The 25,901-nt window shown below is 64.1% G+C and carries 22 protein-coding genes; 8 read left to right on the forward strand and 14 right to left on the reverse strand.

The features are described 5' to 3' along the window. Positions 1–31: 31 nt before the first annotated feature. Positions 32–2,638, reverse strand: coding sequence for an ATPase (locus RQP55_RS05600; RefSeq protein WP_315609198.1), 2,607 nt, complete (start codon positions 2,636–2,638; stop codon positions 32–34). 71 nt (positions 2,639–2,709) lie between these two features. On the opposite strand from RQP55_RS05600, the gene RQP55_RS05605 reads away from it, so the two are divergent. The 4 genes from RQP55_RS05605 to RQP55_RS05620 all read left to right on the forward strand — a co-directional run bounded on the left by RQP55_RS05605 (position 2,710) and on the right by RQP55_RS05620 (position 6,715). Continuing rightward, on the forward strand, positions 2,710–3,009 hold the full coding sequence (locus RQP55_RS05605; protein WP_315609199.1) for an Hpt domain-containing protein: 300 nt from the start codon (positions 2,710–2,712) through the stop codon (positions 3,007–3,009). A 105-nt stretch (positions 3,010–3,114) separates the two neighbouring features. Further along, positions 3,115–4,293: a hypothetical protein gene (locus RQP55_RS05610; protein ID WP_315609200.1), complete on the forward strand. Its 1,179-nt coding sequence runs from the start codon at positions 3,115–3,117 to the stop codon at positions 4,291–4,293. A 25-nt stretch (positions 4,294–4,318) separates the two neighbouring features. After that, on the forward strand, positions 4,319–5,272 hold the full coding sequence (locus RQP55_RS05615) for a hypothetical protein (protein ID WP_315609201.1): 954 nt from the start codon (positions 4,319–4,321) through the stop codon (positions 5,270–5,272). A 3-nt stretch (positions 5,273–5,275) separates the two neighbouring features. After that, positions 5,276–6,715, forward strand: coding sequence for a HAMP domain-containing sensor histidine kinase (locus tag RQP55_RS05620; protein WP_315609202.1), 1,440 nt, complete (start codon positions 5,276–5,278; stop codon positions 6,713–6,715). Here RQP55_RS05620 and RQP55_RS05625 read toward each other — a convergent pair. The 3 genes from RQP55_RS05625 to gltX all read right to left on the reverse strand — a co-directional run bounded on the left by RQP55_RS05625 (position 6,668) and on the right by gltX (position 9,840). After that, on the reverse strand, positions 6,668–6,871 hold the full coding sequence (locus RQP55_RS05625) for a hypothetical protein (protein WP_315609203.1): 204 nt from the start codon (positions 6,869–6,871) through the stop codon (positions 6,668–6,670). The genes RQP55_RS05620 and RQP55_RS05625 overlap by 48 nt on opposite strands. A gap of 229 nt (positions 6,872–7,100) precedes the next feature. Then, positions 7,101–8,384, reverse strand: a complete 1,284-nt coding sequence (locus RQP55_RS05630) for a citrate synthase (RefSeq protein WP_315609204.1) — start codon at positions 8,382–8,384, stop codon at positions 7,101–7,103. Between the two features lie 13 nt (positions 8,385–8,397). Further along, positions 8,398–9,840: a glutamate--tRNA ligase gene (gene gltX / locus RQP55_RS05635; protein ID WP_315609205.1), complete on the reverse strand. Its 1,443-nt coding sequence runs from the start codon at positions 9,838–9,840 to the stop codon at positions 8,398–8,400. A 28-nt stretch (positions 9,841–9,868) separates the two neighbouring features. Between gltX and RQP55_RS05640 the strand changes: the two genes are divergently transcribed. Then, positions 9,869–12,079: a ComEC/Rec2 family competence protein gene (locus RQP55_RS05640; RefSeq protein WP_315609206.1), complete on the forward strand. Its 2,211-nt coding sequence runs from the start codon at positions 9,869–9,871 to the stop codon at positions 12,077–12,079. Here the strand turns inward: RQP55_RS05640 and lexA are convergent. The 10 genes from lexA to RQP55_RS05690 form a co-directional block, all read right to left on the reverse strand. Next, positions 12,076–12,765 (reverse strand): transcriptional repressor LexA, encoded by a 690-nt coding sequence (gene lexA, locus RQP55_RS05645; RefSeq protein ID WP_315609207.1) that lies wholly within the window; start codon positions 12,763–12,765, stop codon positions 12,076–12,078. The two genes, RQP55_RS05640 and lexA, sit on opposite strands and share 4 nt — an antisense overlap. Positions 12,766–12,861: 96 nt before the next feature. Continuing rightward, the gene (locus RQP55_RS05650) at positions 12,862–14,064 is read right to left on the reverse strand and encodes a molybdopterin molybdotransferase MoeA (RefSeq protein ID WP_315609208.1); all 1,203 of its coding nucleotides are present in this window, start codon (positions 14,062–14,064) and stop codon (positions 12,862–12,864) included. Beyond that, entirely contained in the window at positions 14,064–14,537 is a 474-nt protein-coding gene (moaC, locus tag RQP55_RS05655; protein ID WP_315609209.1) for a cyclic pyranopterin monophosphate synthase MoaC, read from the reverse strand. Before moaC ends, RQP55_RS05650 begins: the two co-directional genes overlap by 1 nt. 37 nt (positions 14,538–14,574) lie before the next feature. Then, positions 14,575–15,351: an indole-3-glycerol phosphate synthase TrpC gene (gene trpC / locus RQP55_RS05660; protein ID WP_315609210.1), complete on the reverse strand. Its 777-nt coding sequence runs from the start codon at positions 15,349–15,351 to the stop codon at positions 14,575–14,577. Continuing rightward, positions 15,348–16,313 (reverse strand): anthranilate phosphoribosyltransferase, encoded by a 966-nt coding sequence (trpD, locus tag RQP55_RS05665; protein WP_315609211.1) that lies wholly within the window; start codon positions 16,311–16,313, stop codon positions 15,348–15,350. The genes trpC and trpD overlap by 4 nt, the downstream gene beginning before the upstream one ends. 10 nt (positions 16,314–16,323) lie before the next feature. Then, positions 16,324–16,908 (reverse strand): aminodeoxychorismate/anthranilate synthase component II, encoded by a 585-nt coding sequence (locus tag RQP55_RS05670; protein WP_315609212.1) that lies wholly within the window; start codon positions 16,906–16,908, stop codon positions 16,324–16,326. Positions 16,909–17,051: 143 nt separating this feature from the next. Beyond that, positions 17,052–18,026 (reverse strand): prolyl aminopeptidase, encoded by a 975-nt coding sequence (pip, locus tag RQP55_RS05675; RefSeq protein WP_315609213.1) that lies wholly within the window; start codon positions 18,024–18,026, stop codon positions 17,052–17,054. Further along, a complete protein-coding gene (locus RQP55_RS05680) occupies positions 18,023–19,084 on the reverse strand; it encodes an alpha/beta fold hydrolase (protein ID WP_315609214.1) in 1,062 nt (353 codons plus the stop codon). Before RQP55_RS05680 ends, pip begins: the two co-directional genes overlap by 4 nt. 41 nt (positions 19,085–19,125) lie before the next feature. Further along, positions 19,126–20,637, reverse strand: coding sequence for an anthranilate synthase component I (trpE, locus tag RQP55_RS05685; protein WP_315609215.1), 1,512 nt, complete (start codon positions 20,635–20,637; stop codon positions 19,126–19,128). 11 nt (positions 20,638–20,648) lie between these two features. Beyond that, complete coding sequence (locus RQP55_RS05690) at positions 20,649–22,583, reverse strand: peptidylprolyl isomerase (RefSeq protein WP_315609216.1); 1,935 nt, start codon at positions 22,581–22,583, stop codon at positions 20,649–20,651. A gap of 192 nt (positions 22,584–22,775) precedes the next feature. On the opposite strand from RQP55_RS05690, the gene tpiA reads away from it, so the two are divergent. The 3 genes from tpiA (at position 22,776) to RQP55_RS05705 (ending at position 25,719) form a co-directional block, all read left to right on the forward strand. Beyond that, positions 22,776–23,534 (forward strand): triose-phosphate isomerase, encoded by a 759-nt coding sequence (gene tpiA / locus RQP55_RS05695; RefSeq protein ID WP_315609217.1) that lies wholly within the window; start codon positions 22,776–22,778, stop codon positions 23,532–23,534. Positions 23,535–23,606: 72 nt separating this feature from the next. Then, on the forward strand, positions 23,607–23,984 hold the full coding sequence (secG, locus tag RQP55_RS05700; protein ID WP_315609218.1) for a preprotein translocase subunit SecG: 378 nt from the start codon (positions 23,607–23,609) through the stop codon (positions 23,982–23,984). Positions 23,985–24,084: 100 nt separating this feature from the next. Beyond that, on the forward strand, positions 24,085–25,719 hold the full coding sequence (locus tag RQP55_RS05705) for a CTP synthase (RefSeq protein ID WP_315609219.1): 1,635 nt from the start codon (positions 24,085–24,087) through the stop codon (positions 25,717–25,719). Positions 25,720–25,901: the final 182 nt, after the last annotated feature.

Here is a 25,901-nt window from a genome sequence, read left to right on the forward strand (position 1 = left end):
GGCGCCGGTTGGCGCCGTATCTGGATCTAACTCAGTTCCGCAGCCGCTCAATCGCCTGGGCCAGGACGACATAAAGCTTGCCCATGTCGCTGCTGAGTAAGGTCACGCCCATGGCATGGCCATCGCGGGTCGATAGCAGCTGGCGCAGCATAGCTTCGAAATCGTGGATGTAGCGGCTGACATGCTCGCGGAAGCCTGCTTCGTCCTGGAACAGACGCGCAACGGCTTTGCTCTCAGCCGGTTCCAGCAGCTTGACAGCGCGGCGGGTAAAGACGCCACGGTCTCCTTTCAGGTAAGCTGCCCAGGCCGTGTCAGCGACATCGGCGTCCATTGCCTTGGCAATATCGATGGCGTTTGAATTGAGGGCTTCGGTGATCAATGCCACCCGGCGCGAAAAGTCATTGTCAACTTGCTCTTCGGCGCGCGCGCGGGTCTGGGCCACGCGGCGTTCGAGATTGCTTGCCAATTCGTTGACCTTGGCCAGTTGGTCACGCAGATGGATTGCGGCTTCACGGCTTACGCCCGAAGCCCGTGCAGCGGCCGCTTCAAGTTGCTCCGCCACTTCAACCGTACGCGCACGTACCGCGGCATCAATCGCAGCACCGCTCTGCGCGGCCAGTTGCTCTGCCAGTGCGTTCACTGCCCCTGCACTACCGCTTTCAAGCTCTCCAACCGCTTCGCGGGCCTTGCTGATCAGCGCTTCAATCGCAGTGCTCAATTCGGCCTGAGCCTGTTCGGCCAAGGCAAGGCTTTCGCCCCGGGTGGCCGCCAACGTTTGCTGGATTGCGCTCAAAGCATTGGCCTGGTCTTCGGTCTTGCCCTTGATTTCGCCGAGCAGAGCATCGCTGCGCTCGATATTCCCCAGCAGACCGGCACCGCGTTCCTCAGCGTCCTTGGCCGCTTCCCGCAGTGCGGCGGTGCGTTGTTCTATTTCAGCGAGCTTGGCTTCACTGGCGCCCATTGCAACCGGAAGCTCATTTGCTGCGTGGGTTGCACTGGCTTGGATCAACTCAAGCAAGCGGACAGAATTGTCGGTCAGCTCCAGAACGGTCTTGTCGGTCACGGCCAAGGCGTCCTGGCTGGCGGCAAGGCGCTCGGCCAGATTGGCAAAGCTTGCGGCAAGATTGCTTTGCGCAGCGCTGCCCTGCGATGCCGCCTGGTTCATGCTTTCGCCGAAGGTTTCCAGTTGGCTGGCTATCTCGGTGGTATAGGCCAGCATCTGGCGGGCTCGCTCTTCCTGCTCGGCGCGGCGTTCCGCCAGCACCTGGTCCAGCGCATCCATCTGGAGTTTGAGCGTATCACCGAATTCTTCATGCCGCGTGGCAAGATCGCTGCGACGGCGTTCAAGTTCCTCAGCGAAGAGGCGGTCGCGCTCGGCCAGGCGCTGGTCGACATCCTCAGCTTCCTTGGCCAGTTCGGTCAGGCGCTTGCGGGCAGACTTAAGGCCCTGCTCATCGATTTCGCTGATCTGGCTGATGGCAATGCGCAGGTCTTCAACCAAGCGGCTGGTGGCACCCTTCCAGGCTTCAAGCGCGGTTGCTTCGGCCTCGCGCAGCGATCGACCGATCGCGGACCCTTCATCGCGGACGGCGTTGAGACGCGACCGCAACGACAAGAGGCTTTCTTCTTCGCTGCGATCCAACAGGCTGCGCGTTTCTGCAAGTTCAGCGGCGAGCGCTGCGGCGCGCGTGCGGACATTGGTCAAGGCCGCCACTTCGTGGGCATCCAGTTCGCCGCGGAAAGCCTCGCCACGCTCTGCCAATTCGGCGAAACGGGCACTGGCAATGGTATCAAGCTGCTCTGTCTGGCGGGTGAATTCCGCAATGGCCGCGTCGATCCGATCGGTGAGGGCGGCAACCTGTCGTTCGCTGGCCTGGCCAAATTGGTTGAGCTTGTTGAAGCCGGTGACCAGATCCTCGATTTGCGTATGGGCCGTCCGCCCCGCGGCGGCGATGGTATTGGTCACATCCTTGGCTGAGCTGGCGATGACAGGCAGTTGGCCGCGCAACTTTTCCATATTCTCCAGCGCTGCGGCGCTGACCGAACCGAGCGTTTCAACGCGGGTGCCGTTGTCCGCGACCAGTGTGGCGAGTTGCGCGGCATGTTCCGACAACCGTTCAACCGCAACACGGCCAAGCGAATCGAGATCGCGGGCCTGGGCGGCGATGAATTCACGGGCCAGGCTCAGTTCGCTGTTAACCGTATTGAGTCGCATTTCGAGGGCCGCAGATTCCTGAGAAAGGTGTCGTGCGACGTCGGTAAAGCGGCTGGCCTCGCGGCGGCTATGTCGCAGCGCCAGCAGCCAGCAAACCCCAACAAGCAGCACCGGAGCCGACCAGTCAGTCAGCCAGGTGGCCCACTGCTGCGGTGTTCCGCCGGCGAGCAGTTCCGCCTGATGCGCGATGAAAAACAATGCCGTCCAGCCCGCTATTAGCAGGATTGATAGCGTGGCGGCGGCGATGGGCCACCAGGCGCGACGGGGGGCTGGGCTGTCATCAATTTCGACCAGATCGTCCGTGCCGGGGCTTTCAAACCACGCATCCTCAGACACGAACGCGTCCAGATCGGATTCGGCTTCGGGCGACACGCCGTTCGGCATGTCTGCATCGATCGCAGTTATGCGTGATCTTCTCGTCATGGTTAACCTGTTACCACGCAAAAGCCACTAATAAACCCCACTTTAACCCTTTCCTGCCATAGGTCTTGACCATGGCTTACGAAGTTGGATCCCTTGATGCCACGCTTTCGGCCGCTGCTGGTGAAGATGCGGCGCTGTTTGCCGAACTGCGGCAGGCTTTTGTTGACAGCCTTGCACGGCAAGTGGACCTGCTCCGGCGGGCGCGCTGCGATGGCAATTGGCAAATTACTGCGATGCGGATCAAAGGTTTGGCGGCCAGTTTTCACGCCGATGCGCTGATCGGGTTGGCTGAAGAAGCACTGGATGCCGCGCCCGGTGACCCCCTGGCGGTTCGCAGGATCAAGGCCTTTTTGGACGAATACGCCGCCTGATCGGAGGGCTCGCGACTTGTGTCGCGCGGATTGAGCCGGTAGTCTGCCGGCTCTTCCCTCAACTCGATCATTGCGGAGGCCGAACTGCGGGTCGCGCTCATCTCCATGCTGGAAACTGGTACCGCCCCGCGCGGTGCCTTGCGCGTGGGTGGCGTTTCGGTGGCGCTGGAACAGCTGGTCCTGGTGTTGTCGATGGGTTGCGAGCGGATTTTCTGCCTGGCCAACCGGATGACGCCAGAGATCGCCGCGCTTCAGCATGAGGCAGAGCGCGCCGGGGCACGGTTTCAGCTGATCCCGGGGCCACATGGCCTGCTGGGCCAGGTTACCGCGATGGATGAGGTGATCGCGCTGGCCGACGGCCTGTTTGCCTCGGTCAGCGATGCCGTTGCCTTGCTTGAACCTGGTGCGGCGGTGCTGGTGCAACCGGCCGCGACCGGTGTGGAAGCAGGGTTTGAGCGGATTGATCCAACCCAGGCGAGTGGCGGTGCCCTGCGCATCCCGGGGCGTCTGGTGGAACGCTTGGCTGATCTGCCGCATGACTGCGACGCCTTTTCGGCGCTCTTGCGGATTGCTTTGCAGGCCGGGGTGGCGCAGCGGCCGCTCCCGCCCGCCGGCCAGGGTGACGGTTTCTGGACACTGCTCGACAATGAAGAGCAGGCCCATGCCCTTGAACCACTGTGGATCCGCCGCCGGATCCGGCACGCGCGACCGTTCAATCCCACCCGCGGCCTTGCACGCTTGCTTGTGCGCAGTTTTGGTCCGGCATTGCTTCACGCTGGAAGCGGATCACGTTTTGTTACCGGGGCAGCGGTGATGCTGCTGGTGCTTGCGCTGGGGACGGGTTGGCTTGGCTGGCCGGGACCTGCGCTGGGGTTGGCCGCACTCGCCTGGCTGCTGGGGGAGGCAAGCGTGGTGCTCAAGCGGATTGAGGCGGACCGGGTGGTGCCGCCAGGCCGTGGGGTCAACTGGCATAGCTTGTTTGATTGGAGCACCGATGCGCTGATGGTGCTGTTGATTGGCTGGGCTGCGCCGGCAACACCGTGGCAAACGGGCTTGGATCGGTTCTTTGCGCCGTTGATCCTGATGGCCCTGTTACGGATCGTTCCGCGTGTGACCCAGGCACCTTGGACATATTGGTTGGAAGACCGGGCTTTTCTGGCGCTGGTGATCGTTCTGGCGCTCTTGGCTGGGCTTGCTGCTCCGGTTGTTTACGGACTTGCGCTTTTACTCGCAGCCTGTGGAATCCTGTGGCCTACTGGGGCTGCAAGGCTAACGCCATCTTAACCAAAATTGACCTAAGAGCTGCCGGATGAGCGAGATGTTTGCACCGGGCCGGGTCGAACCCACCGTCGAGGACGTGCTGCGCGAAGAGCTGGCGCAGGGCGATGCCGTAATTGGTTCAATTGGGCCGATTTTGCAGCATTTTCTGGCGAACGATGACCACTCGCTGTTCAACGACGAGATTGTCGCCCGGGTGCGTGGGATGATCGATCATCTAGTCAGGCAGATGCTTGATGCGATCGAGGATGCACAGGGCACGCCGCGCCGCGAATACACTCAGGAAACAATTGAGCACGTAGTTTCCGCATTGGTCGGTCGATCGGCGCTGCTGGCGCACGTTCATGCTCAGGCGCTGGAATTCCAATTGGCTGAACGGCTGCAGGCGCGGCTTGCGCTTGATCCAGTGCTATCGCCCTTGCTGCAGGCCCTGATTGCCTCCCCGGACAACGCCACGGCGGTCAGCGCGATGGCCCTGCTGGCCGCGCAGGCGCGGTTCGTCCAGGCCCAGCGCCGGATGCAATTGCCGCTCGACGAGCTGCCGGCCGATCTGTTTCACATTATCTTGCAGGTGCTGCGCACGGTTGAGGCCGAAGTTGAGGTGATCGCCAAGGCAGAAGCCGCGCTGCGTGCCGGCTATGACGAAGGGCGCAGCCGGCTTGGCTTGATGTCGCGGCTGGTGATTGGCATGGGCGGCGGGGCGACCGCGGCACTGGCGGTCAGCCACGCCGGGGTTGGCCTGTTCCTGACGGCGCTATCGCTTGGCTCTGGCCAGGATCGCGACCTCACCGCGCTGGCGGCGCATGAGGGGCAGCTGGCCCGCCTTGCCCTGGCGCTGCGCGCTGCGGGCGTTCGGCCCGACGGGATTGAGGAACAGTTCCTGGCGATCCACCCCGATGTTTCCCTGCCAGAAGGGTTGAGCAGCCTTGGCGCTGACCGCGCTGCCGCGCTGCTTACACATTCTTTCGCGGGGGTGGGCCGCTAAGCGATGACCACCGGCGGCGCCTTCCTGGCCCGCGCTTCGTGCGACGGGACCGATGTGCTGACATCGGCCGACGAAGTTGTGGCGACGCTACAGGAACGCTGCGGCGGTGATGTTCCCGGTCCGATCGCGATTCCGGCGCTGCGTGACCTCGTTCAGCGCGCGCGCATACTTGGCCTCAAACTGGCGCGGCGCATGGAAGCCACCGACGGGCAGGATGCCATTTCGGCATGGGTTGAGGTTGAGCCCGATCCTGAGACCGGTTCGTGCCAGATTGGCATCGTTAGCTGGCAGGCCACGCCGCTGCCGGCGGAGAACCTGAACGAGACAGTGGCGCGCCGCATTGCGATCGATCGGACCGTGGCTGAACTGATCGCCGTGCTGGATGGCGGACAGAACATCATCACCGTCAACGCCGAGGCTTCGGACCTCGGTGAACTGTGCGAAGCAATGCTGGCCGGGGTCGGACGCCCCTGGACAGACTTTATCGCGGTTGAGGGCAGTTCGCACCGCCAGCCGGTCCATTGGCGCCTGCTTGACGGGGCAGAGGTCCGCGTTCCCGGTTCGGAGCGCAAATGGCGCGCCACCCTGATCCCAAAAGCCGATGTCACGGGCGAAATTCAGGCCTTTGAACTATGCCTGACTTCCGAGACGGTCCTGCCTGTCCCTGTTTCGCCGCCCTTACCAGCAATTGGCGAAGCGCGCATGCCCAGCAACGAGCCTGGCCCTGTTGGACGTGACATTGCCCCTGTGTTGCGCCAGCCTATTGCCCGGATCATCGCCAATGCCGAAACGATCCGTACGCGTCTGGCCGGGCCGCTGGCCGAAGAATATGCTGCCTATGCCGCAGATATCGCCGCAGCAGGTCAGCATCTGCTCTCGCTGGTTGAGGACCTGACCGATCTTGAGGTTGTCGAATCCGATGATTTCAATACCGCGCCGGACCGGATCGACCTGGCGGATGTGGCCCGCCGTGCGGCCGGAATCCTGACCGTACGGGCGCAGGAGCGCGGAATCTCAATTGACGCTCCCAAACCGGGTGAGCACCTGCCTGCGATCGCCGAATTTCGCCGGGTTCTGCAGATCCTGCTCAATCTGGTTGGCAATGCGATTCGCTATGCCCCGGACAATTCGCAGGTCTGGATCCGGCTGGAAGATGCCGGTTCGCGGGCACGGCTGGTGGTGGCTGACCAGGGGCCGGGCCTTTCAAGCGAGCAGCAGGTCAAGGTGTTCGAAAAGTTTGAGCGGCTCGGCCGCAGCAATGAAGATGGCGGCTCTGGTCTTGGCCTTTACATCTCGCGGCGCCTGGCCCGCGCCATGGGCGGGGACCTGATGATAGACAGCGCACCCGGGCAAGGCGCGCGGTTTATCCTTGATGTGCCGGCTGATTTGCTGGCGCTACGTCCGACGACGGCGCAGCAGCCAGAGTCCGACTGCGCCGAGTAGCGCCAGAACTGCCCCGTTCACGGCCCACTGGCGGTCAGCCAGCATGAAGCTGGAACTGGGCCACATGATGATCCCCAGACCCTGGCCAATCCACAACAGCCCCATGGCAATCGCCAGAACGGCGATAACGCTCAGCAGAAAACGAATGACGGCCATAACAGAACTCCCCCGATCGGCGCCGTTGTTGGCTGCCTGATCGAGGGAGTGTCTGCTTTATTCGGCAATTTGTCGAGCAGGACGTTGGCGTAACGTCCTGCAAGGCGATCAGCGCCTGCCCACCGGAACGTAATCGCGCTGCGTCGGGCCGGTGTTGAGCTGGCGCAGCCAACCGGTTTCTCTTGAGAAACCGGGCACAAGAAATCTTGCGGCTGCGCCGAACCGGCGTTTAGCGATTGCCCACCGGAACGTAATCGCGCTGCGTCGGGCCGGTGTAGAGCTGGCGCGGACGCCCGATCTTCTGGCCTGGATCGCTGATCATTTCGTTCCACTGCGCCACCCAGCCGACGGTGCGGGCCAGGGCGAAGAGCGCGGTGAACATGGTGGTCGGGAAGCCGATCGCCGAAAGGATGATGCCCGAATAGAAGTCCACATTCGGGAACAGCTTCTTTTCGATGAAGTAGGGATCGCTGAGCGCGATCTCTTCAAGGCGAAGCGCGGTTTCGAACAGCGGATCGGTAACCTTCAGCGCATCGAACACTTCGCGCACGGTTTTCTGCATCACGGTCGCGCGCGGGTCATAGTTCTTGTAGACGCGGTGACCGAAGCCCATCAGGCGGAACGGATCGTTCTTGTCCTTGGCGCGCTCAATGTAGTGTGGAATCTTGTCGGGCGTGCCGATTTCCTTGAGCATGTTGAGCGCGGCCTCGTTCGCGCCGCCATGCGCCGGGCCCCACAGGCAGGCAATCCCAGCCGCGATGCAGGCAAACGGGTTCGCGCCCGACGAACCGGCAAGGCGCACGGTGCTGGTCGAGGCGTTCTGTTCGTGGTCGGCATGAAGGATGAAGATCCGGTCCATCGCGCGTTCAACCGCCGGGATCACTTCATATTCTTCGGCCGGAACGCCGAAGGTCATCTTCAGGAAGTTGCCGGTGTAGGACAGGTTGTTGTCCGGATAGATGAACGGCTGGCCGACCGAATACTTGTAGGCCATCGCCGCAATTGTCGGCATCTTGGCGATCAGGCGATGGCTGGCGATCTTGCGCTGCATCGGATCCGAAATGTCGGTGCTGTCGTGGTAGAAGGCCGACAGCGCACCAACCACGCCGCACATGATCGCCATCGGGTGCGCATCGCGGCGGAACCCGCGATAGAAGGTGGCGAGCTGCTCATGCAGCATGGTGTGGCGGGTGATGGTGCGGGTAAAATCGCCCAGTTCGGTCTGGCTCGGCAGTTCACCGTTGAGCAGCAGGTAGCTGACTTCCATAAAGCTGGAATGTTCAGCCAGCTGGCCGATCGGATAACCGCGGTGCAGCAGCACGCCTTCATCGCCATCGATGTAGGTCAGCGCGCTTTCACAGCTGGCCGTGCTGGTGAAGCCCGGGTCAAACGTGAACATGCCCGTCTGGCCATAGAGCTTGCGGATGTCGATCACGTCCGGACCGACGCTGCCCGAAAGCACCGGATATTCGTGATCCTGGCCGTTCGCGTTCAGCTTTACCTGGTTGCCCACCTAACTTGCTCCTTCAAACCTGCGCCGCACCGGCCGGAACCGACTGGGCGGCAATCCGCGCCAGGCTTTCGTCCCGACCAAGCAGAACCAATACGTCGAAAATACCCGGAGAGGTTGTCTGGCCCGTTAGCGCGGCCCTAAGGGGTTGCGCAAGCTTTCCGAGACCGAGGCCAAGCTCCTCCGCCATTGCCTTCAGACTGGCCTCGAGACTTTCGAGAGTCCAGTCGTTTTCCACTTCAATACGGGTCTTTACCTGCCCCAGCAGCGCCCGGGCATCCTCGGTCAGCAGCGCTGCCGCCTTTTCCTCAATCGCCAGCGGGCGCTGGGCGAAGAGGAAGGCCGCATTGGCTGCCAGCTCGTTAAGGTCCTTGGCCCGCACCTTGAGCACGGGCATGGCTTTGGCCAGCAAGGCTTCATCGACCGGCCCGGCCATCCGCGGAGCGACCAGCGCGGCCAGGCGCACGTCGTCTGCTTCGCGCAGATAGTGGCCGTTCAGATTAAGCAACTTAGCAAGATCAAAGCGCGACGGGCTCTTGCCGACGTGGGCAATATCGAACCATTCGACCGCTTGGTCGCGGCTGATGATTTCTTCGTCGCCATGGCCCCAGCCGAGCCGCAGCAGGTAATTGAACATCGCTTCGGGCAGCACGCCCAGTTCATCGCGATAGGCATCGACCCCCAGCGCGCCGTGGCGCTTGGAAAGCTTGGCTCCGTCGTGCCCGTGGATCAGCGGGACGTGGGCATAGGTCGGCTCGGGCCAGCCCATGGCGCGAATGATCGAGAGTTGGCGGAAAGCGTTGTTGAGGTGGTCATCGCCGCGGATCACGTGGGTTACGCCCATGTCGTGATCGTCCACCACCACGGCCAGCATATATGTGGGCGTGCCGTCAGAGCGGAGCAGGACGAAATCGTCGAGTTCGGCATTGCTCACCGCGACGCGGCCCTGGACCTGATCCTCGATCACCGTCTCGCCCTCGCGCGGGGCCTTGATGCGGACCACGAAGGGTTGCCCGGCGGGCGCTGTCGCCGGATCGGCATCGCGCCATTCGCTGTCGATGCGGAAGGTGCGGCGTTCGGCCTGGGCAGCTTCGCGCCGGGCCTGGAGCTCTTCCTGGGTCAGGTAGCAGCGATAGGCATGGCCAGCGTCGAGCAGCTGGCGGGCCACTTCAGCATGGCGGTCAGAGCGGGCGAACTGGAAGGTGGCGGGTTCGTCGCCGGCCAGGCCCAGCCATTCCAGCCCGTCAAAGATCGCCGCAATGGCCGGTTCGGTCGACCGGGCGCGGTCGGTATCTTCGATCCGCAGCAGATAGGTGCCGCCATGGTGGCGGGCGTAGAGCCAGTTGAACAGCGCCGTGCGCGCACCGCCAATGTGCAGATAGCCAGTGGGCGAGGGGGCAAAGCGGGTGACGACCGGACGACCGGCCGCTTTTTCGCTTGTTGCTCCGCTACTTGCCATTACACGATCCATCCTGTCTTGTCGGGGCATGGCCCAGGAAGCCCTGCCAGAAGTGCCGTTTGAGAGCGCCCCCGAAGGGGTCGCTGCAATGCAGCATGGCCCTTGGCGCAAGCGCGTGGACTTGGCAAGCGGACTTAGTGCCATTGAAGGCTCCCTCGTGCGCGCCGGATTTGCCCGCGCGCCGTGGCTGGTTGTGGGCTTTGCTACCGGGATTGGCGCGTGGTTTGCGCTGCCATCGGCCGGGTGGTGGCTGGGCCTGATGCTGACCTGCGCCGCCATGGCCGGCGGGGTGCTCATATGGCTGCGCGAGGACGGGGCTTTCCCCTTCCTGCGTCAGGCGCTGGCTGCAATCGCGCTGGCTATCGCGCTGGGCTGTGGCCACGTCTGGGTGAAGTCCAGCCTGGTCGGTGCAGCGCCGATTGCGCGGCCGCAAGTGGCAGAGTTGGTCGGCACGGTCCTGTCACGCCAGGAACAGCCTGCGGAGGGGCGGGCGCGGCTGCTGCTGGCCACGCGTGATCCGAATAGCGGAAAGGCGATCAGGGCGCGGATCAACGTGCCCCTGGCTCTGGATCAGGCCGCGCTGCGTCCTGGCGCCGCGGTGCGTCTCCGGGCGCGGCTCGTCCCGCCCGCTCCGCCGATGCTGCCGGGGGGCTATGACTTTGCCCGCGCGGCCTGGTTTCAGGGGATCGCCGCGACCGGCGCAGCACTTGGGCCAATTTCCATTCTTCGGTCGGGTGGGCAAGGCCGGGGGCTGGAAGATGTGCAGCGCGCACTATCCGCCCATGTCCGCGCTCAGCTTTCGGGATCGGCAGGGACAATTGCGGCGGCCTATGCCAGTGGTGACCGCGGATCCATTTCCGAGGCAGACGAAGAGGCGATGCGCAATTCAGGGCTTGCCCACCTGCTGTCGATCAGCGGGCTGCATGTCAGCGCGGTGATCGCAGCGGTCTATGTCATGGTAATGAGGCTGGGCGCGCTTTGGCCCTGGCTGGCCTTGCGCGTGCGGCTGCCGCTGGCAGCTGCGGCGGGTGGGGCCATCGCTGGGATCGGTTATACCCTGCTGACCGGCGGTGAAGTGCCGACGGTGCGCTCGTGCATCGCTGCTCTGCTGGTGCTGCTGGCGCTGGTGCTGGGGCGCGAAGCGCTGTCGCTGCGGATGGTGGCGGTGGCGGCATTTGTGGTCCTGCTGTTCTGGCCTGAAGCGCTGGTCGGGCCGAGCTTCCAGATGAGCTTTGCGGCGGTGATCGCGATCGTGGCGTTGCATGGTGCCGCTCCGATCCAGGCCTTCCTTGCCCCCCGCGAGGAGGGCTGGCTGGCGCGGATGATGCGCAACCTTGCCATGCTGCTGCTGACCGGGGTGGTGATCGAGCTGGCGTTGATGCCGATCGGCCTGTTTCATTTCCACCAGTCGGGGGTTTACGGGGCCCTGGCCAATGTTATCGCCATTCCGCTAACCACTTTCGTTTCCATGCCGCTGATCGCGCTGGCGCTGTTGCTCGATACAATCGGGCTTGGCGGACCGGCCTGGTGGCTTGCCGGACAGTCGCTCGATGCGCTGCTTGGACTGGCGCACTTTGCCGCCAGCCAGCCGGGTGCGGTGACTACCCTTCCAGCGATGGGACGCGGGGCCTTCCTGCTGTTTGTGGCGGGCGGACTGTGGCTGGCGCTGTGGCCGGGCAGGGTGCGCCTGTGGGGGCTGGTGCCAGCGGGTATCGGTGCGGTCTTGCTTTTGACGCTGCAGCCACCTGATCTGCTGGTTTCGGGAGATGGCCGCCATGTTGGGCTGACCGGGGTACTACCCGGAGAAGTGCTGGTGCTGCGTGCGGGACGCGAAGGCTATGCGCGCGATACGCTTTTGGAATTAGCCGGGATGAGTGGAACCCCGCGTCCGCTTGATCAATGGTCTGGGGCGCACTGCAACGTTGATCTGTGTCTGGTGCAGATTCGCCGCGGCGGGCGGGTTTGGTCCTTGCTCCTGACACGCACGCGCGACCGGCTGCCCGCGCGCGCCTTGGCCGCAGCGTGCAGGCAGGTGGATGTGGTGATTTCAGATCGGTGGTTGCCGCGATCCTGCCGGCCTAGATGGCTTAAGGCGGATCGGCACTATCTGGAACGGAGTGGAGGGCTGGCGATCGATCTGGCGGATCGCACGGTGGTCAGCGTGGCCGATAGCCAGGGCGACCATGGTTGGTGGATCGGGCCGGAACCACGCAGGCCCCGGCCCGTCTCAACCCGTTAGTGATAGCGGCGCAGCAGGCCAGCCAGCTTGCCCTGAACCATCACTTCGCCCGGACGATAGACCTGCGGCTCGTAAGCGGCATTGGCTGGATCGAGCCGGATCATCCCGTTGTCGCGGTGCAGGTACTTGAGCGTCGCTTCCTCGCCGCGAACCAGAGCGACGACGATTTCCCCATCGCGGGCGGTGTCGGTCTTGCGGATCAGAGCATAGTCACCATCAAAGATCCCGGCTTCGATCATCGAATCCCCGGAAACCTCAAGCGCATAGTGCTCGCCCGAGCCAAGCAGTGCCGCGGGTACCGGCAGCATGGCGCTGGTTTCCATCGCCTCGATCGGCACGCCGGCCGCGATCCGGCCGTGCAGCGGGATCTCGATCACGTCGTTAGCCGGAGCGGGTTTGGCCTCTGGCGGGCGGATCACGGCGGCAGCGGCGTTGTTCGAATTGGCAGCGCGCGGCGCCTTCGTTACCACGTCTTCCGGCTGTTTGAGCACTTCCAGCGCACGGGCGCGGTTGGGCAGGCGGCGGATAAAACCGCGCTCTTCCAGCGCAGAGATCAGGCGGTGGACGCCCGACTTGGACTTAAGGTCCAACGCTTCCTTCATTTCCTCAAACGAAGGGGAGACGCCGGTCTCTTCAAGCTTTACCTGGATGAACCGGATCAATTCATGCTGCTTACGCGTCAGCATCGCCCTTAACCTCCCATTCGCGGCCGGGAGAACACCTCTGTTCCCGTGCCGTTCAGTGAACGAATGTGGAACAGGTAAGCAACATCTGAATCCAAGTCAAGCAATTCCGCCATTTTCGAGCGGATAGATGAAAACCGGCGTTCCGGCGGGCAAAATGGGGCTGTTGGCGGCCCGGTCGATCAGGCAATTGCTGGCTGCCAGCGCGGCAAGTGCGCCGCTATCCTGGCCAAGCGCCGGGGTCACTTCGCCACCGCTCAGGATGCCACGCAGGAACTCGCGTCGGTCGCCCCCGCCGGCCATGGCTGTCGCGAGGCGCGCCTCGTGCCGCACCGGGAGCGGCTGCTGCGCACCGGACAGGCGGCGCAGCAAGGGCAGCAGGAAGAGCCATGCGGTTACAAAGCTTGAAACCGGATTGCCCGGCAGGCCGAGCACGACTTGCTGGCCTTTGCGGGCTACCAGCAGCGGCTTGCCCGGCTTGATCGCCACTTTCCAGAAATCGAGCTCCGCCCCCCAGGCTCGCAAGGCCGGGATCATCAGGTCGTGATCCCCCACCGATGCGCCGCCACTGGTAACAATCACATCTGCTGATGATGCGGCGTCGAGTTCGGCAATCAGCAGGTCCAGGTTGTCGGGTACCGGTTCGCGCCGGGTGATGCGGCAAGGCAGGCTGGCGGCGAGGGCGGCCTGCATTGCACCGTTGCTTGCTGGGACCTGATGCGCTGCGCAGTTCGCAGGATCGGCGGCCAGCTCATCCCCGCTGTCAATGATGGCGAGGCGCGGAACGCGACGCACCGCGATGTGCCTGTGCCCCGCCGCGAGAGCGAGCGCGACCTGCGCCGGACCAAGCCGCTTGCCGCGTTCGGCCAGCATCCTGCCTTCAGAGAAGTCAGATCCGGCGCGGCGGATGTATGTGCCGGGCAGGCTGGGACCACTGCCGGTCAGGATCAGCGTGTCGTCATTGCGCGTGACATCTTCCTGCACCACCACGGCACCTGCGCCGCCGGGCACAACGGCGCCGGTGGAGACGCGCACGGCCTGGCCGGTGCTGACGAGGCCCTGAAACGGGTGCCCTGCAGCGCTTTCGCCAATGACTTGCCACGGACCATCAAGATCGTTTTCACCGACGGCATAGCCATCCATGCTGGAGACAGCGCAAGCAGGCTGGGTGCGCGCCGCGACCAGCGGCTCGGCCAGCCAGCGTCCCAGCGCGGAGGGAGGATCAACCCGCTCCAGCGGCAATGGCTCGGCCAGTGCCAACAGGCGCGCCTGGGCTTCTTCCAGCGGCAGCGGTGCCGGCATCAATCCTGGGCCTTCCAGTCGCCCGACTTGCCACCCCGCTTTTCAAGCAGGCGGAGGTTGCCGATGGTCATGCCCTTGTCGAGCGCCTTGGCCATGTCATAGATTGTCAGGAGCGCGACGGAAGCTGCTGTAAGGGCCTCCATTTCCACGCCGGTCTGGCCGGTAAGCCGGGCCATGGCGGTGACCCGCAGCCCATCGGCCTCAAATGCGAAATCGATCGCCACCTTGGACAGCATCAGCGGATGGCACAGCGGGATCAGCTCGCTGGTTTTCTTCGCGGCCATGATCCCGGCAACCCGCGCCGTCGCCAGCACATCGCCTTTTTTAACTGCACCAGCGCGGATTGCGGCCAGTGCCTCGGCCGACATGGTGATGCGGCCCTCGGCAATAGCCTCGCGCTCGGTGGCGGGCTTGGCTGAAACATCGACCATCGCGGCATTACCGGCATCGTCGAGGTGGGAAAGCTTGGTCATGGCGCAGTCTTGTCAGAAAGCGCAGCGCAGGACCAGCCTATCCGAGCAGCAGGCTGCGGGTTGCCGCTTCGACATCTGCCTGGCGCATCAGGCTTTCTCCGACCAGGAAAGTGCGGACATTGCTGCGCGCCATGCGCTGACAATCGGCGTGGCTGCCGATCCCGCTTTCGCAGACCAGCAAGACATCGCCGGGGACCAACGCGGCGAGGCGTTCGGTGGTGGCGAGATCGACCTCGAAGGTCTTGAGGTTGCGGTTGTTGACGCCGACCAGCTTTGACTGAAGGTGCTTGAGCGCCCGTTCCATCTCGGCCTCGTCATGTACTTCGACCAGCACGTCGAGGCCCTGCTCGCGGGCGGCGGCCTCGATCTCGGCCATCATGGCATCTTCCAGCGCGGCAACGATGATCAGGATCGCATCGGCCCCCATCGCCCGGGCCTCGGCGCATTGCCAGGGATCGACCATGAAGTCCTTGCGGATCACCGGCAAGTCGCAGGCAGCGCGCGCGGCGATCAGGTAATCCTCGTGCCCCTGGAAGTAAGGCGCGTCGGTCAGTACCGAGAGGCAGGCTGCGCCGCCCGCCTGATAGGCGCGGGCATGGGCCGGCGGATCAAAATCGGCGCGGATCAGGCCTTTTGAGGGGCTGGCCTTCTTGATCTCGGCAATCAGGGCGAAGCCTTCGGCGGCCTTGGCACGCAGCGCCGCCTCAAACCCGCGCACGGGTGAAGGGGTGGGCCAGTGGCTGAGCCCCTGCGGCTTGCGGGCGGCGAGTTCGACGCGCTTGGTCGCGCAGATTTCGGCGAGCTTGTCGGTCATTTCACAGTCTCGATCCAGCAGTCCAGCAGCGCCTTGGCGAGGCCCTTGTCGATGGCTTCGGCGGCTTCCTCGACGCCTTCGAACCAATCTTCGGCCTGCCCAGCGACCAGCAGCGCGGCTGCGCTGTTGAGCAGCACGGCGTCGCGATAGGCCCCGGCTTCACCCAGCAGCAGGCGGCGCAATGCCTCGGCATTGTAGGCCGCATCGCCGCCGCGCAGGTCTTCCAGCGGATGGCTGGGCAGGCCGGCATCTTCGGGCCGGAGTTCGGCGGGCAGCGGGGGCAGGCCGATTGCGGCCAGATAGCTGGTGCCTTCGATCGAAAGTTCGTCCAGCCCTTCCGCACCCGAAACGATCAGTGCCGCCTCGGTGCCGAGGAGTTCCATCGCCTGCTTGTAGAGCGCGATCAGGCCCGGCTGGGCGACGCCGACCAGCTGGCGCGTTACCCCGGCAGGGTTGGCCAGTGGGCCGCAAAGGTTGAAGATTGTCCGGCGCCCCAGCGCTTTGCGGATTGGACCAACGCGGGCCAGCGCGGGGTGATGCGCCTGGGCGAACAGGAAGGCGATGCCAAGGTCGGGCAGGGTTTGCTCGGCTAGGTCTGAAGCACGGGCGAGGTTCAGGCCCAATGCTTCTAGCGTATCGGCCCCGCCGGCCTTGCTGGATGCCGCGCGGTTGCCATGCTTGGCCACAGGTACGCCGCAAGCCGCAACAACCAGCGCCACGGCGGTCGACACATTGAGGCTGTGCTGGCCATCGCCGCCAGTGCCGCAGACATCGATCGCGCCGGTGGGAGCGCTGACCGGCTTCATCCGTGCCCGCATGGCGCGAACCAGGCCGGCGACTTCGGCAGCCGTTTCACCGCGGTCAGCCAGCTCGATCAGGGTAGAGGCGATTTGATCATCGGCCATACCGCCATCGAGCATGCGCCCGAATAGCGCCTCGGCTTCCCCCAGCGCCAAACTCATGGGCAATGCCTCACGCCAGTTCCTTCGCCTTGATGCCGCAGATCGCGAGGAAGTTGGCGAGCATGGCGTGGCCGTGCTCGGTGGCGATGCTTTCCGGGTGGAACTGCACGCCGTGGATCGGCAGGCTGGCATGGCGGAAGCCCATCACGTGGCCATCGTCGGACCGGCAGTTGACCACCAGGCTGTCCGGAATGTCTTCAACGATCAGCGAGTGATAGCGCGTTGCGGTGAAGGGCGAGGGGAGGCCCTGGAACAGACCCGTGCCATCATGGGTAACCTGCGAGGTCTTGCCATGCATCAGTCCACCGCGCACCACCTTGCCACCAAAATACTGGCCGATCGATTGGTGACCCAGGCAGACGCCCAGCAGGGGCCTGCCGGCATCGGCGCAGGCGCCAACCAGATCCAGGCTGATCCCCGCTTCGTTCGGCGTGCAGGGGCCGGGTGAAATCAAGAAGCCTTCAGCCCCGGTGCTGATTGCCTGCCCCGCCGACAGCGCATCGTTGCGCACCACCTCAACCTCAGCCCCCAGTTCCATCAGGTAATGGACCAGGTTCCAGGTGAAGCTGTCGTAATTGTCGATAACGAGGATCATGGCTCGGAGCCTTAGCGGCGGCTGCCACGAAAGACCAGCCAGCCTTTATCGAACTCTTCCCAAGCCCGTTCGTGTCGAACGTAGTCGAGACACGGTGGCCCTAGGTGTCTCGACTGCGCTCGACACGAACGGATAAAGGGGAGTTATCCCGCCTTGCCCGCGAAGCGATCGGTTGCGCGGACGAGGCCATCGGTGATCCCGGGTTCGGTAAACAGGTGACCGCCATCGGGCACGATCTGCAGTTCCACTTCGGGCCAGGCCTGCTTCAGCGCCCAGGCCGCGGCCGGCGGCGTGCAGCAATCGTGACGACCCTGGACGATCACCCCGGGAATGCCGCGCAGTCGGTGCGCGTCGCGCAGCAATTGTCCGGGCTCCAGCCAGCAATCATGGCTGAAATAGTGGTTCTCGATCCTGGCGACGGCGACGGCGTGATCGTCTGCCGTGAAGTCTGCCAGCATCTCGGGATCGGGGAGCAGGGTCACGGTGACGCCCTCCCACATCGACCAGACTTTGGCCGCAGCAAGGCGCACGGCCGGATCGTCGCTGGTCAGCCGCTTGTGATAGGCGGCGACGAGATCATGGCGCTCCGCTGCGGGGATATGTCCGGCGAACTCGCTCCAGGTTTCGGGGTAGAGTTCGCTTGCGCCATATTTGTAAAGCCAGTTGGCCTCCTGCTGGCTGGCCAGGAAGATCCCGCGCAGCACCAGTTCGGTTACCCGCTCCGGGTGCTTCTCGGCATAGGCGAGCGCGAGCGTTGAGCCCCACGAACCGCCGAATACCATCCACCGATCGTGCCCGGCCAGTTCGCGCAGGGCCTCGATATCGGCGACAAGGTGCCAGGTGGTATTGGACTCAAGGCTGGCAAATGGCGTGGACCGACCGCAGCCGCGCTGGTCGAACAGCAGCACATCGTAAAGCGCGGGGTCGAATTGCTGGCGCTGCTTGGCGCTGCACCCGCCGCCGGGGGCGCCATGCAGGAATACCGCCGGCTTGCCGCCGGGGGTGCCGCAGCGCTCCCAATAGATGCTGTGTCCATCACCGACGTCGAGCATGCCGCTCGCGAAAGGCTCAACCGGCGGATAAAGGCCGCGGCGGTCCGAAGAGGCGGCCGCGCTCACTTCGACAGCAGTTCGGCCAGATCGGCCTTCCAGAACTTGGCCCAGGTATGTGTGCCATGGCCCTTGGTATCAGGGCTGAAGGGGAAGAGGATAAAGCGCGCCTTGGGCATCAGCTTCACATGCTGCTGTGCCATGCCTAGTTCGGGCGGGTTGATGAAATCGTCCGAGCTGTTGATCCACAGCACCGGGACGGTGATCTTGGCCAGGTTCGGTGCCGGATTGTAATCGCGCGAGCTGTCCAGCTGGTAGATCTGGTCATTGGCATCGGTATCGCTGGTGGCGCGGGCGGCATAGCCGGTGCGCAGCGCGGCCTCAGCCTGTTCGCGGGTCGGGTATTCGTTCTGCAGTGCCCAGGCATTGGCCCCGGCAATCATCGAGATGTAACGGGCCGTGCGCAGCCCGCTTTCAGGCGCGCTGGTGTAATTGCCCTGGTTCCAAAGCGGATCGGCCTTGATCGCGTCGATCGACATCTGGCGCCACATCCGGTTGCGCCCGGCGATTTCCATCGCGTTGCACGCGAAAGGGGCGAGCCGTTCGGCAAAACCGAGGCGGGTGGTGCCCCAGACAAAGGCGTGCATGCAGCCCATCGAGGTGCCGAGGATCAACTTGAGCTTTTTTACGCCCAGACCCTCGGTCAGCATCCGGTGCTGCCCCGCGACCATGTCGGCATAGTTATAGCGCGGGAAAGCCATCTTCAGCCCGTCGCTGGGCTTGGAGCTTTTGCCATGGCCGATGTTGTCGGGCAGGATCACGTAATACTTGGCAAGGTCGAGCGGCTGGCCAGGGCCGAAGAGTTCTTCGGCAAATTGCGGGCGGAAGAACTGGTGGCCACTGCCGCCCGTGCCGTGGAGCACCATCACGGCGTTCTCGATCTCACCCGCCGCGTTCTTGCGGGGCGTGCCAAGCGTGGTGACGTGCATCTTCACGTCCATCTTGCCGCCCTCGGCAAAGGCGAAGTCCTTCAGGACGACATCGCGTTCGGTCGATTTGGCACGCCAGTCCTCCGCGTGAAGCGGCGTGGCGATCAGGGCGAGCAGGGGGAGCAGAATCTTGCGCATGACCAGCAAGCTAGCGGAGCATTGCTCCGGGTCAACCCGGCCTACTGTCCGTAGCCGGATTCGCCTGCCACCCGCACCGCCTCGCGCGCCGCGGCGATCAGAGCGCCGGCCTTGGCCTCGCATTCGCGCTGTTCATATTCCGGGTTGCTATCGGCCACGATCCCGGCCCCGGCCTGGACGTGCAGGGTGCCGTCCTTGACCACCCCGGTGCGCAGGACGATGCAGGAATCGAGGCTGCCATCGGGCGAGAAATATCCGACCCCGCCAGCATAGGCACCGCGGGTTTCGGGTTCGAGCTCAGCGATGATCTCGCAGGCGCGAACCTTGGGTGCGCCGCTGACCGTGCCAGCCGGGAAGCCTGCAAAGACGGCATCCAACGCATCGTGGCTGGTGGCATCAAGCTTGCCGACCACATTGGAGACGATGTGCATGACATGGCTATAGCGTTCGACCGTATAGCTTTCGGTCACCCGCACGGACCCGGCTTCGGCCACCCTGCCCACATCGTTGCGGCCCAGATCGAGCAGCATCAGGTGCTCGGCGCGTTCCTTGGGGTCGGCCAGCAGGCTTGCCTCGTTGTCGCGGTCTTCTTCCGGGGACTTGCCGCGCGGGCGGGTGCCGGCAATCGGGCGGATCGTTACTTCGCCATCGCGAACGCGCACCAGGATTTCCGGGCTCGACCCGGTCAGGGCAAAGCCGGGCAAGTCCAGAAAATAGAGGAAGGGTGAAGGGTTGATCCGCCGCAGCGCGCGGTAAAGGTCCAGCGCGGGGAGAGCAAAGGGCGTGGTGAACCGCTGCGCCAGCACAACCTGGAAGATGTCTCCAGCGGCGATGTAGTCCTTCGCTTTGTGTACCATCTCCGCATAGCGTTCACGCGGCACTGCCGGCTGAAGCGTGGGTTCAGGAAGGTTGGCGGCGCGGGTGGCGGCTGGTGCCGGGCTGGCGAGCCGTGCGAGCGCGGCCTCGATCCGTTCGCCGGCCTGTTCGACCAACTGGTCCGGGCTGCCGCCTTCTGGCCAGACCGGGGCAATCGCGAAGAGCTCATCGCTGAGCCGGTCAAACACCAGCAGCAGCGTTGGCCGCACGAACAGCATGTCGGGCAGGTTCAGCGCGTTGGGCGCGGGGCGCGGCAGGCTTTCGATCAGGCCGTAAGTTTCGTAACCGAAATAGCCGACCAGGCAGGCCAGGGCCGAGGGGAGGGGCTGCGGCACGTCGATCTTGCAAGCTTCAACCAGGGCGCGCAGCTCGGTCAGGCTGTCACCGGGTAACGCGGCAAAGGCTTCGCGATCCTGCCGCCAGGCCCGGTTGATCTCGCAGGCTGCACCCGTCGCGCGGAAGACCAGGTCGGGATCAAGACCGAGCAGGCTGTAACGCCCGCGAACTTCACCGCCCTGGACCGATTCGAGCAGGAAATCGCCGCGGCCCGGCTCGATCAGCTTGACCGCCGCACCCACCGGGGTTTCGGCGTCAGCGATCAGCCGCTGCCAGACCAGGGCCGGGCGGCCGACCGCCAGCGCGGCCAGTGCTGCGTCGCGGTTGTTCAGGCCCGGCACCAGCGCCCCGCTCAGTTACCGCCAGAGAGGCGGGTTTTGAGCGCGTTGATCGTGGCTTCGTTGCGCTTCACACCCACGTCGGCGCGCATGGCCGCGCGCAGCTGGAGCGAGTACTCCTGCGAAGCGACACTGGCCATGGTTTGCTGGAACTGCGGGAGGCGCGGGTCGTTCGGAGCCACTTTGCCGGGGATCACGTCGGTTACCTTGACCACGTACCAGCCGCGGTTGCGCGGAGCAGCCATCAGCTTGACCTGCCCTTTGGCAAGCGCGAACAGCATAGCCAATGGCGGCGGGGTCTGCTGGCCCATCTGCTGAACCTGCTCACGCGGCAGGTTCACCTGCTCAACCTCCGGCAGCGGCAATCCGAGCGAGGCGAGCGCGGTGCCAAGGTCGGCCCCCCGCTTGACCATGGCTTCGATCTTGAGCGCAGCGGCGCGGGCGGCGACTGCGCCCTTGCTCAGCTGATATTCAGTCAAGACCTGTTGTTTGACTTCCGCCAGCGGCGCTGCGGCCGAGGGTTGGATCTGGGCGACGTCAAAGACGATGAATTGCTTGCCTGGCTCAACTTCGGCCAACTGCGGCTGACCTTCGCTTTCCATCGCAAAGGCAGTGCTCAGGACCGGGGTGAGTTCGGTCGGGGCGGTTTTGCCGTTCTGACCAAAGACCTGACCGGTGCTGAGCAGCGGGGCTGTTTCGTTGAGGGTCAGGCCCAGTTCCTTGGCGATGTCGGTGAGGGTCGAGCCATTATCGAACTCTTCCTCAATCCGGGCCGAGAAATCGGTGAGCGCGGCGCGGCGCTTTTGAGCGACCAGTTCGGGCAGCAGTTCACTTCGCGCCTGGTCCAGCGTCTTTCCGGCCTTGCCTTCGATCGCGTCAACACGCAGCAGCACCCAGCCCAGCGGTGCCTTGATCGGGCCGAGCACCTTGCCCTTCGGCGCGGCGAAGGCGGCGTTGGCGGCAGCCTGCGAGGTCTGAATTGCCAGAGCGGACTTTTCGAGCGGGGCGAGGGCCGCGACACTTAAGCCTTTTGCTGCGGCAACGGCTTCAAGCGACTTGCCTGCCGCTTCAGCCAGTGCGGCTTTGGCGGCGGATTCGGTCGGCAGGATCAACTGGCTGACCTTGCGGCTCTCGCTGGCCTGGTACTTGGTCTTCTTGGCTTCATAGGCTGCGGCAATTTCCGCCTCGGTCGGGGCTGGAACAGTCTTCAGCACGGCGTCGGTGAAAGTTGCGAAGCGGATGACGCGTCGCTCTGGCCGCATAAAGTCCTTTTGGTTGCCGGCATACCAGCTCGCCAGATCACTCTCGCTCGGCAGGGTCTTGGGGGCAAAGGCCGCTGAGGTCAGCAGGCCGATCTGGCCGGTGCGGCGTTCGGTGATGACTGCGGCATAACGCTGGACCAGCGTACCCGGCACCACCACGCCGAAATCGGCATTGGCAACAAGCTGGCGCGCCATCAACGAATTGCCGAGCTCACGCCGCAGCTGGGCGTCGGTCAAGCCACGCTGCTGCAGGAAGGCTCGGTAGAGCTGGTCGCTGACCTTGCCGTCCGGGCCCTGAACGTCCGGCAACTTTGCGATTTCGCTGTCGATCAGGCGATTGCCGATGTGCATGCCGTGCTTCTGGCCGAATTCGTGGATCGCGGCGAGATCGATCACGTTGCGCAGCACCTGGTCGAACCCGCCCTGGGCAACGAAATCCTTCAGCGTGACGGTCGGCTGTTCGCGGCGGAGGTTTTCCAGCGTCCGGCTGACGGCTCGTTCCACGTCAGTGCTATCGACGCGGCCATTGCCAACCGTTGCAGCCCGATCGCCGCCCGCACTGCCGCCAAAGCTCCTGTTGCCGGCAATATCGCCCGCTGCAAACGCCATGCCGAGGATCAGGAGGAAACCCAACCCGAGACCGGCGCCCAATTTGGAACCTAGAGACTTGCGGAATATCTGCAGCATGCGAACTCGCCAAAACAAGACCAAATGCCCGCAACAAGCGGGTCAATGGCGGGGCTTTAGGCAGCAATTGCCGCGCGGGCAATCCTGCTTGCTGTTCCACAGACAGCTTTGACAAGGGCGGCACCACTGGCCTAGGCGCGGGCTGATCCGGAGTGCACCCCCGGGGCTCAATCATATTGCAGGAAATTACGCATGGCGAACCGGCCCTTTATTGTCGGCAACTGGAAGATGAATGGTACGCGAGCGATGCTGGCCGAAGCACGGGCCATTGATCGCGGTGCGGCGCGCCATCCCGGCGTGCGTGTGGCCGTGGCGCCGCCGTTCACCCTGATCCAGTCGTTGGCGGAAAACGCCGAGGCCATGGCAATTGGCGGGCAGGATTGCCACGCTGCGGCAAGCGGTGCTTTTACAGGTGATGTCTCGGCTGCGATGCTGGCCGATGCCGGCGCAACCTATACAATCCTGGGCCACAGTGAACGGCGCGCCATGCACGCTGAAACGGATGCCCAGGTGCGCGCAAAGGCCGAGGCCGCGCTGGCTGCTGGGCTGGAAGTGATTGTCTGTGTCGGCGAAACCGAGGCGCAGCGTGATGCCGGTCAGGCCGAAGCCGTGGTCTGCGCCCAACTCGACGGCTCGCTACCGGTGGGTGAGGGCGTCGCGGCCCGCGTTACCGTTGCTTATGAGCCAGTCTGGGCGATCGGCACCGGCCGCGTGCCCTCGGTTGGCGATGTCGGCGCAATCCACCGGGCGATTCGCGCCCGGCTCGAGACGATCTATGGCCCGGACGGTGCGGGCATCTCGATCCTTTATGGCGGATCGGTCAACGCTGGCAACGCGGCGGAATTGCTGGCAGCTGACGAAGTCGGCGGGGCGCTGGTCGGCGGCGCGAGCCTGCAGGCAGAGAGCTTTCTGGCGATCGTGCTGGCCGCCGCTGGTCCCGGCGAGGAGTAGCGCCACGCTTGCAACCCGGGCTTCGCGCGCCTAGATGCGCGGGCAACAGTTACCTCCAGCGGAAAGCCGCCAATGTCGCTATTTGTCTTCCTGACCGTCGTACAGGCCATTGTTGCCGCATTGCTGGTCGCCGTGATCCTGATGCAGAAGTCGGAAGGCGGCGGCCTTGGCGTGGGCGGAAGCCCGGCAGGCCTGATGTCGGCGCGTGGTGCGGCCGATTTTCTCACCCGCTCCACGGCGGTTCTGGCAACGCTGTTTGTCCTGCTGAGCATCGCTCTGGCGGCGCTGGCGGTTAATGCCTCTTCGGGCGGCAGCGGCCTTGATACGTCGCTGAACCGCACCGTGGCTCCGGCTGGTCCGCCGGTCAGCGCCGATCCGCTGGCGGCACCGGCTGCCAGCCCGGCCGCTGCGCCGGCCGCAGCCCCGCAGGACGCCCCTGCCAAGCAGTAAGCGTTGGCCCGTTTTTTCGTCGGGCCGTTTCATTTCAATTGTGGATTGCGGCAAGCAGCGCTTGCCCGTTCCCCCATTCATTGCTTAAGGCCCGACTCCCATGGCGCGGTTCATTTTCATTACCGGCGGCGTGGTCTCCTCGCTTGGCAAAGGTCTCATGGCGGCAAGCCTCGCAGCATTGCTGCAGGCGCGCGGATTCAAGGTCCGCATCCGCAAGTTCGATCCCTATCTGAACGTCGATCCGGGGACGATGAGCCCCTATCAGCACGGCGAAGTCTATGTGACGGACGATGGGGCGGAAACCGATCTCGACCTGGGCCATTACGAGCGCTTCACCGGCGTTTCCGCGCGCCAGGCAGATAACATCACCTCGGGCCGGATCTACCGCGACATCATCACCAAGGAACGCCGGGGCGATTACCTGGGCGCGACGGTCCAGGTGGTCCCGCACGTAACGGACGAGATCAAGCGGTTCGCCCTTGCCGATACCGATGACCTCGATTTCGTGCTGTGCGAAATCGGTGGGACTGTGGGTGATATCGAAGGGCTGCCCTTCATCGAGGCGATTCGCCAACTACGCAACGAGCTGGGACGTGACCGGTTCTGCTCGGTCCATGTAACGCTGGTTCCCTATGTTTCGGCGGCTGGTGAGTTGAAGACCAAGCCGACCCAGCATTCGGTTCGTGAATTGACGAGCCTGGGTGTGCAGCCCGACGTGCTGCTGTGCCGCTGCGAACACCCGCTGCCCGAGAATGAGCGCGCCAAGATCGCGTTGTTCTGCAACGTCCGCAAGGAAGCGGTGATCCAGGCGCTCGATGCCAGCAGCATCTATGCCGTGCCGCTGCAGTACCATGCCGAAGGGCTGGACGCCGAAGTGCTTCATCACTTTGGCATGGCAAGCCCTGCGCCGGATCTTTCGCGCTGGGTGGACATTGTCGATCGCTATCAGCACCCCGAGGGTGAGGTTACGATTGGCGTTGTTGGCAAGTATGTGGGCCTGCCCGATGCCTATAAGAGCCTTAACGAGGCGTTGGTCCACGGCGGCATGGCCAACCGGGTCAAGGTCAATATCAAGTGGATTGATGCCGAGCTGTTCGAGGCTGGTGACGATGAAATCGTCTCGCGGCTTGAGCCGATGCACGGCATTCTGGTGCCCGGCGGGTTCGGCGTGCGCGGTTCGGAAGGCAAGATCGCCTCGATCCGCTTTGCCCGCGAACGCAAGGTGCCGTTCTTCGGCATCTGTCTTGGCATGCAGATGGCCTGCATTGAGGGTGCGCGCAACACGGCCGGGATCGCCGGGGCGGGCTCGACCGAATTTGGCGAACCGGCCGAACCGATCGTGGGCATCATCACCGAATGGATGAGCCCCGAAGGACTTCAGCAGCGCGGCGCCGATACCGATCTGGGCGGGACTATGCGGCTGGGTGCCTATGAAGCCAAGCTCAGCGCAAACAGCCACGTTTCTGCCGTTTATGGCGGTGCTACCACGATCTCAGAGCGTCATCGGCACCGTTACGAAGTCAACGCCGCTTACCGCGAAGCCCTGGAGCAGGGCGGCCTGGTCTTCTCGGGCATGTCGCCTGACGGGTTGTTGCCGGAAATCGTCGAACGACCTGACCATCCCTGGTTCATTGGCGTGCAGTTCCATCCAGAACTGAAAAGCCGTCCGTTTGAACCCCACCCGCTGTTCGCCGGGTTTGTGGCGGCGGCAGTACAGCAAGCGCGTCTGGTCTGAAGTTATAGTTAATATAGACTAAGCGGTTTCCAAAATTGCGCTTGCAATCAACCTAGGGATTACCCTAGCTCGGTTTCGTAACGACAAGAGCTTCAAAGCTTGTCGCGCGTTGATCGTCTATTGCGACCCGGGCGATTTCTGACGCGACAGGGCGGCGCAAAAGCGTCGCGGGGGTGGGACCG

The organism is Novosphingobium sp. APW14 (assembly GCF_032337075.1).
GTDB lineage: Bacteria > Pseudomonadota > Alphaproteobacteria > Sphingomonadales > Sphingomonadaceae > Novosphingobium.

What these genes read in the sequence shown, in the direction of transcription:
- RQP55_RS05600 (WP_315609198.1), bottom strand. Translation starts at nt 2,638, where the DNA reads ATGACGAGAAGATCACGCATAACTGCGATCGATGCAGACATGCCGAAC.
- RQP55_RS05605 (WP_315609199.1), top strand. Translation starts at nt 2,710, where the DNA reads ATGGCTTACGAAGTTGGATCCCTTGATGCCACGCTTTCGGCCGCTGCT.
- RQP55_RS05610 (WP_315609200.1), top strand. Translation starts at nt 3,115, where the DNA reads ATGCTGGAAACTGGTACCGCCCCGCGCGGTGCCTTGCGCGTGGGTGGC.
- RQP55_RS05615 (WP_315609201.1), top strand. Translation starts at nt 4,319, where the DNA reads ATGAGCGAGATGTTTGCACCGGGCCGGGTCGAACCCACCGTCGAGGAC.
- RQP55_RS05620 (WP_315609202.1), top strand. Translation starts at nt 5,276, where the DNA reads ATGACCACCGGCGGCGCCTTCCTGGCCCGCGCTTCGTGCGACGGGACC.
- RQP55_RS05625 (WP_315609203.1), bottom strand. Translation starts at nt 6,871, where the DNA reads ATGGCCGTCATTCGTTTTCTGCTGAGCGTTATCGCCGTTCTGGCGATT.
- gltX (WP_315609205.1), bottom strand. Translation starts at nt 9,840, where the DNA reads ATGGCAAGTAGCGGAGCAACAAGCGAAAAAGCGGCCGGTCGTCCGGTC.
- RQP55_RS05640 (WP_315609206.1), top strand. Translation starts at nt 9,869, where the DNA reads ATGGCCCAGGAAGCCCTGCCAGAAGTGCCGTTTGAGAGCGCCCCCGAA.
- lexA (WP_315609207.1), bottom strand. Translation starts at nt 12,765, where the DNA reads ATGCTGACGCGTAAGCAGCATGAATTGATCCGGTTCATCCAGGTAAAG.
- RQP55_RS05650 (WP_315609208.1), bottom strand. Translation starts at nt 14,064, where the DNA reads ATGCCGGCACCGCTGCCGCTGGAAGAAGCCCAGGCGCGCCTGTTGGCA.
- moaC (WP_315609209.1), bottom strand. Translation starts at nt 14,537, where the DNA reads ATGACCAAGCTTTCCCACCTCGACGATGCCGGTAATGCCGCGATGGTC.
- trpC (WP_315609210.1), bottom strand. Translation starts at nt 15,351, where the DNA reads ATGACCGACAAGCTCGCCGAAATCTGCGCGACCAAGCGCGTCGAACTC.
- trpD (WP_315609211.1), bottom strand. Translation starts at nt 16,313, where the DNA reads ATGAGTTTGGCGCTGGGGGAAGCCGAGGCGCTATTCGGGCGCATGCTC.
- RQP55_RS05670 (WP_315609212.1), bottom strand. Translation starts at nt 16,908, where the DNA reads ATGATCCTCGTTATCGACAATTACGACAGCTTCACCTGGAACCTGGTC.
- RQP55_RS05680 (WP_315609214.1), bottom strand. Translation starts at nt 19,084, where the DNA reads ATGCGCAAGATTCTGCTCCCCCTGCTCGCCCTGATCGCCACGCCGCTT.
- RQP55_RS05690 (WP_315609216.1), bottom strand. Translation starts at nt 22,583, where the DNA reads ATGCTGCAGATATTCCGCAAGTCTCTAGGTTCCAAATTGGGCGCCGGT.
- tpiA (WP_315609217.1), top strand. Translation starts at nt 22,776, where the DNA reads ATGGCGAACCGGCCCTTTATTGTCGGCAACTGGAAGATGAATGGTACG.
- secG (WP_315609218.1), top strand. Translation starts at nt 23,607, where the DNA reads ATGTCGCTATTTGTCTTCCTGACCGTCGTACAGGCCATTGTTGCCGCA.
- RQP55_RS05705 (WP_315609219.1), top strand. Translation starts at nt 24,085, where the DNA reads ATGGCGCGGTTCATTTTCATTACCGGCGGCGTGGTCTCCTCGCTTGGC.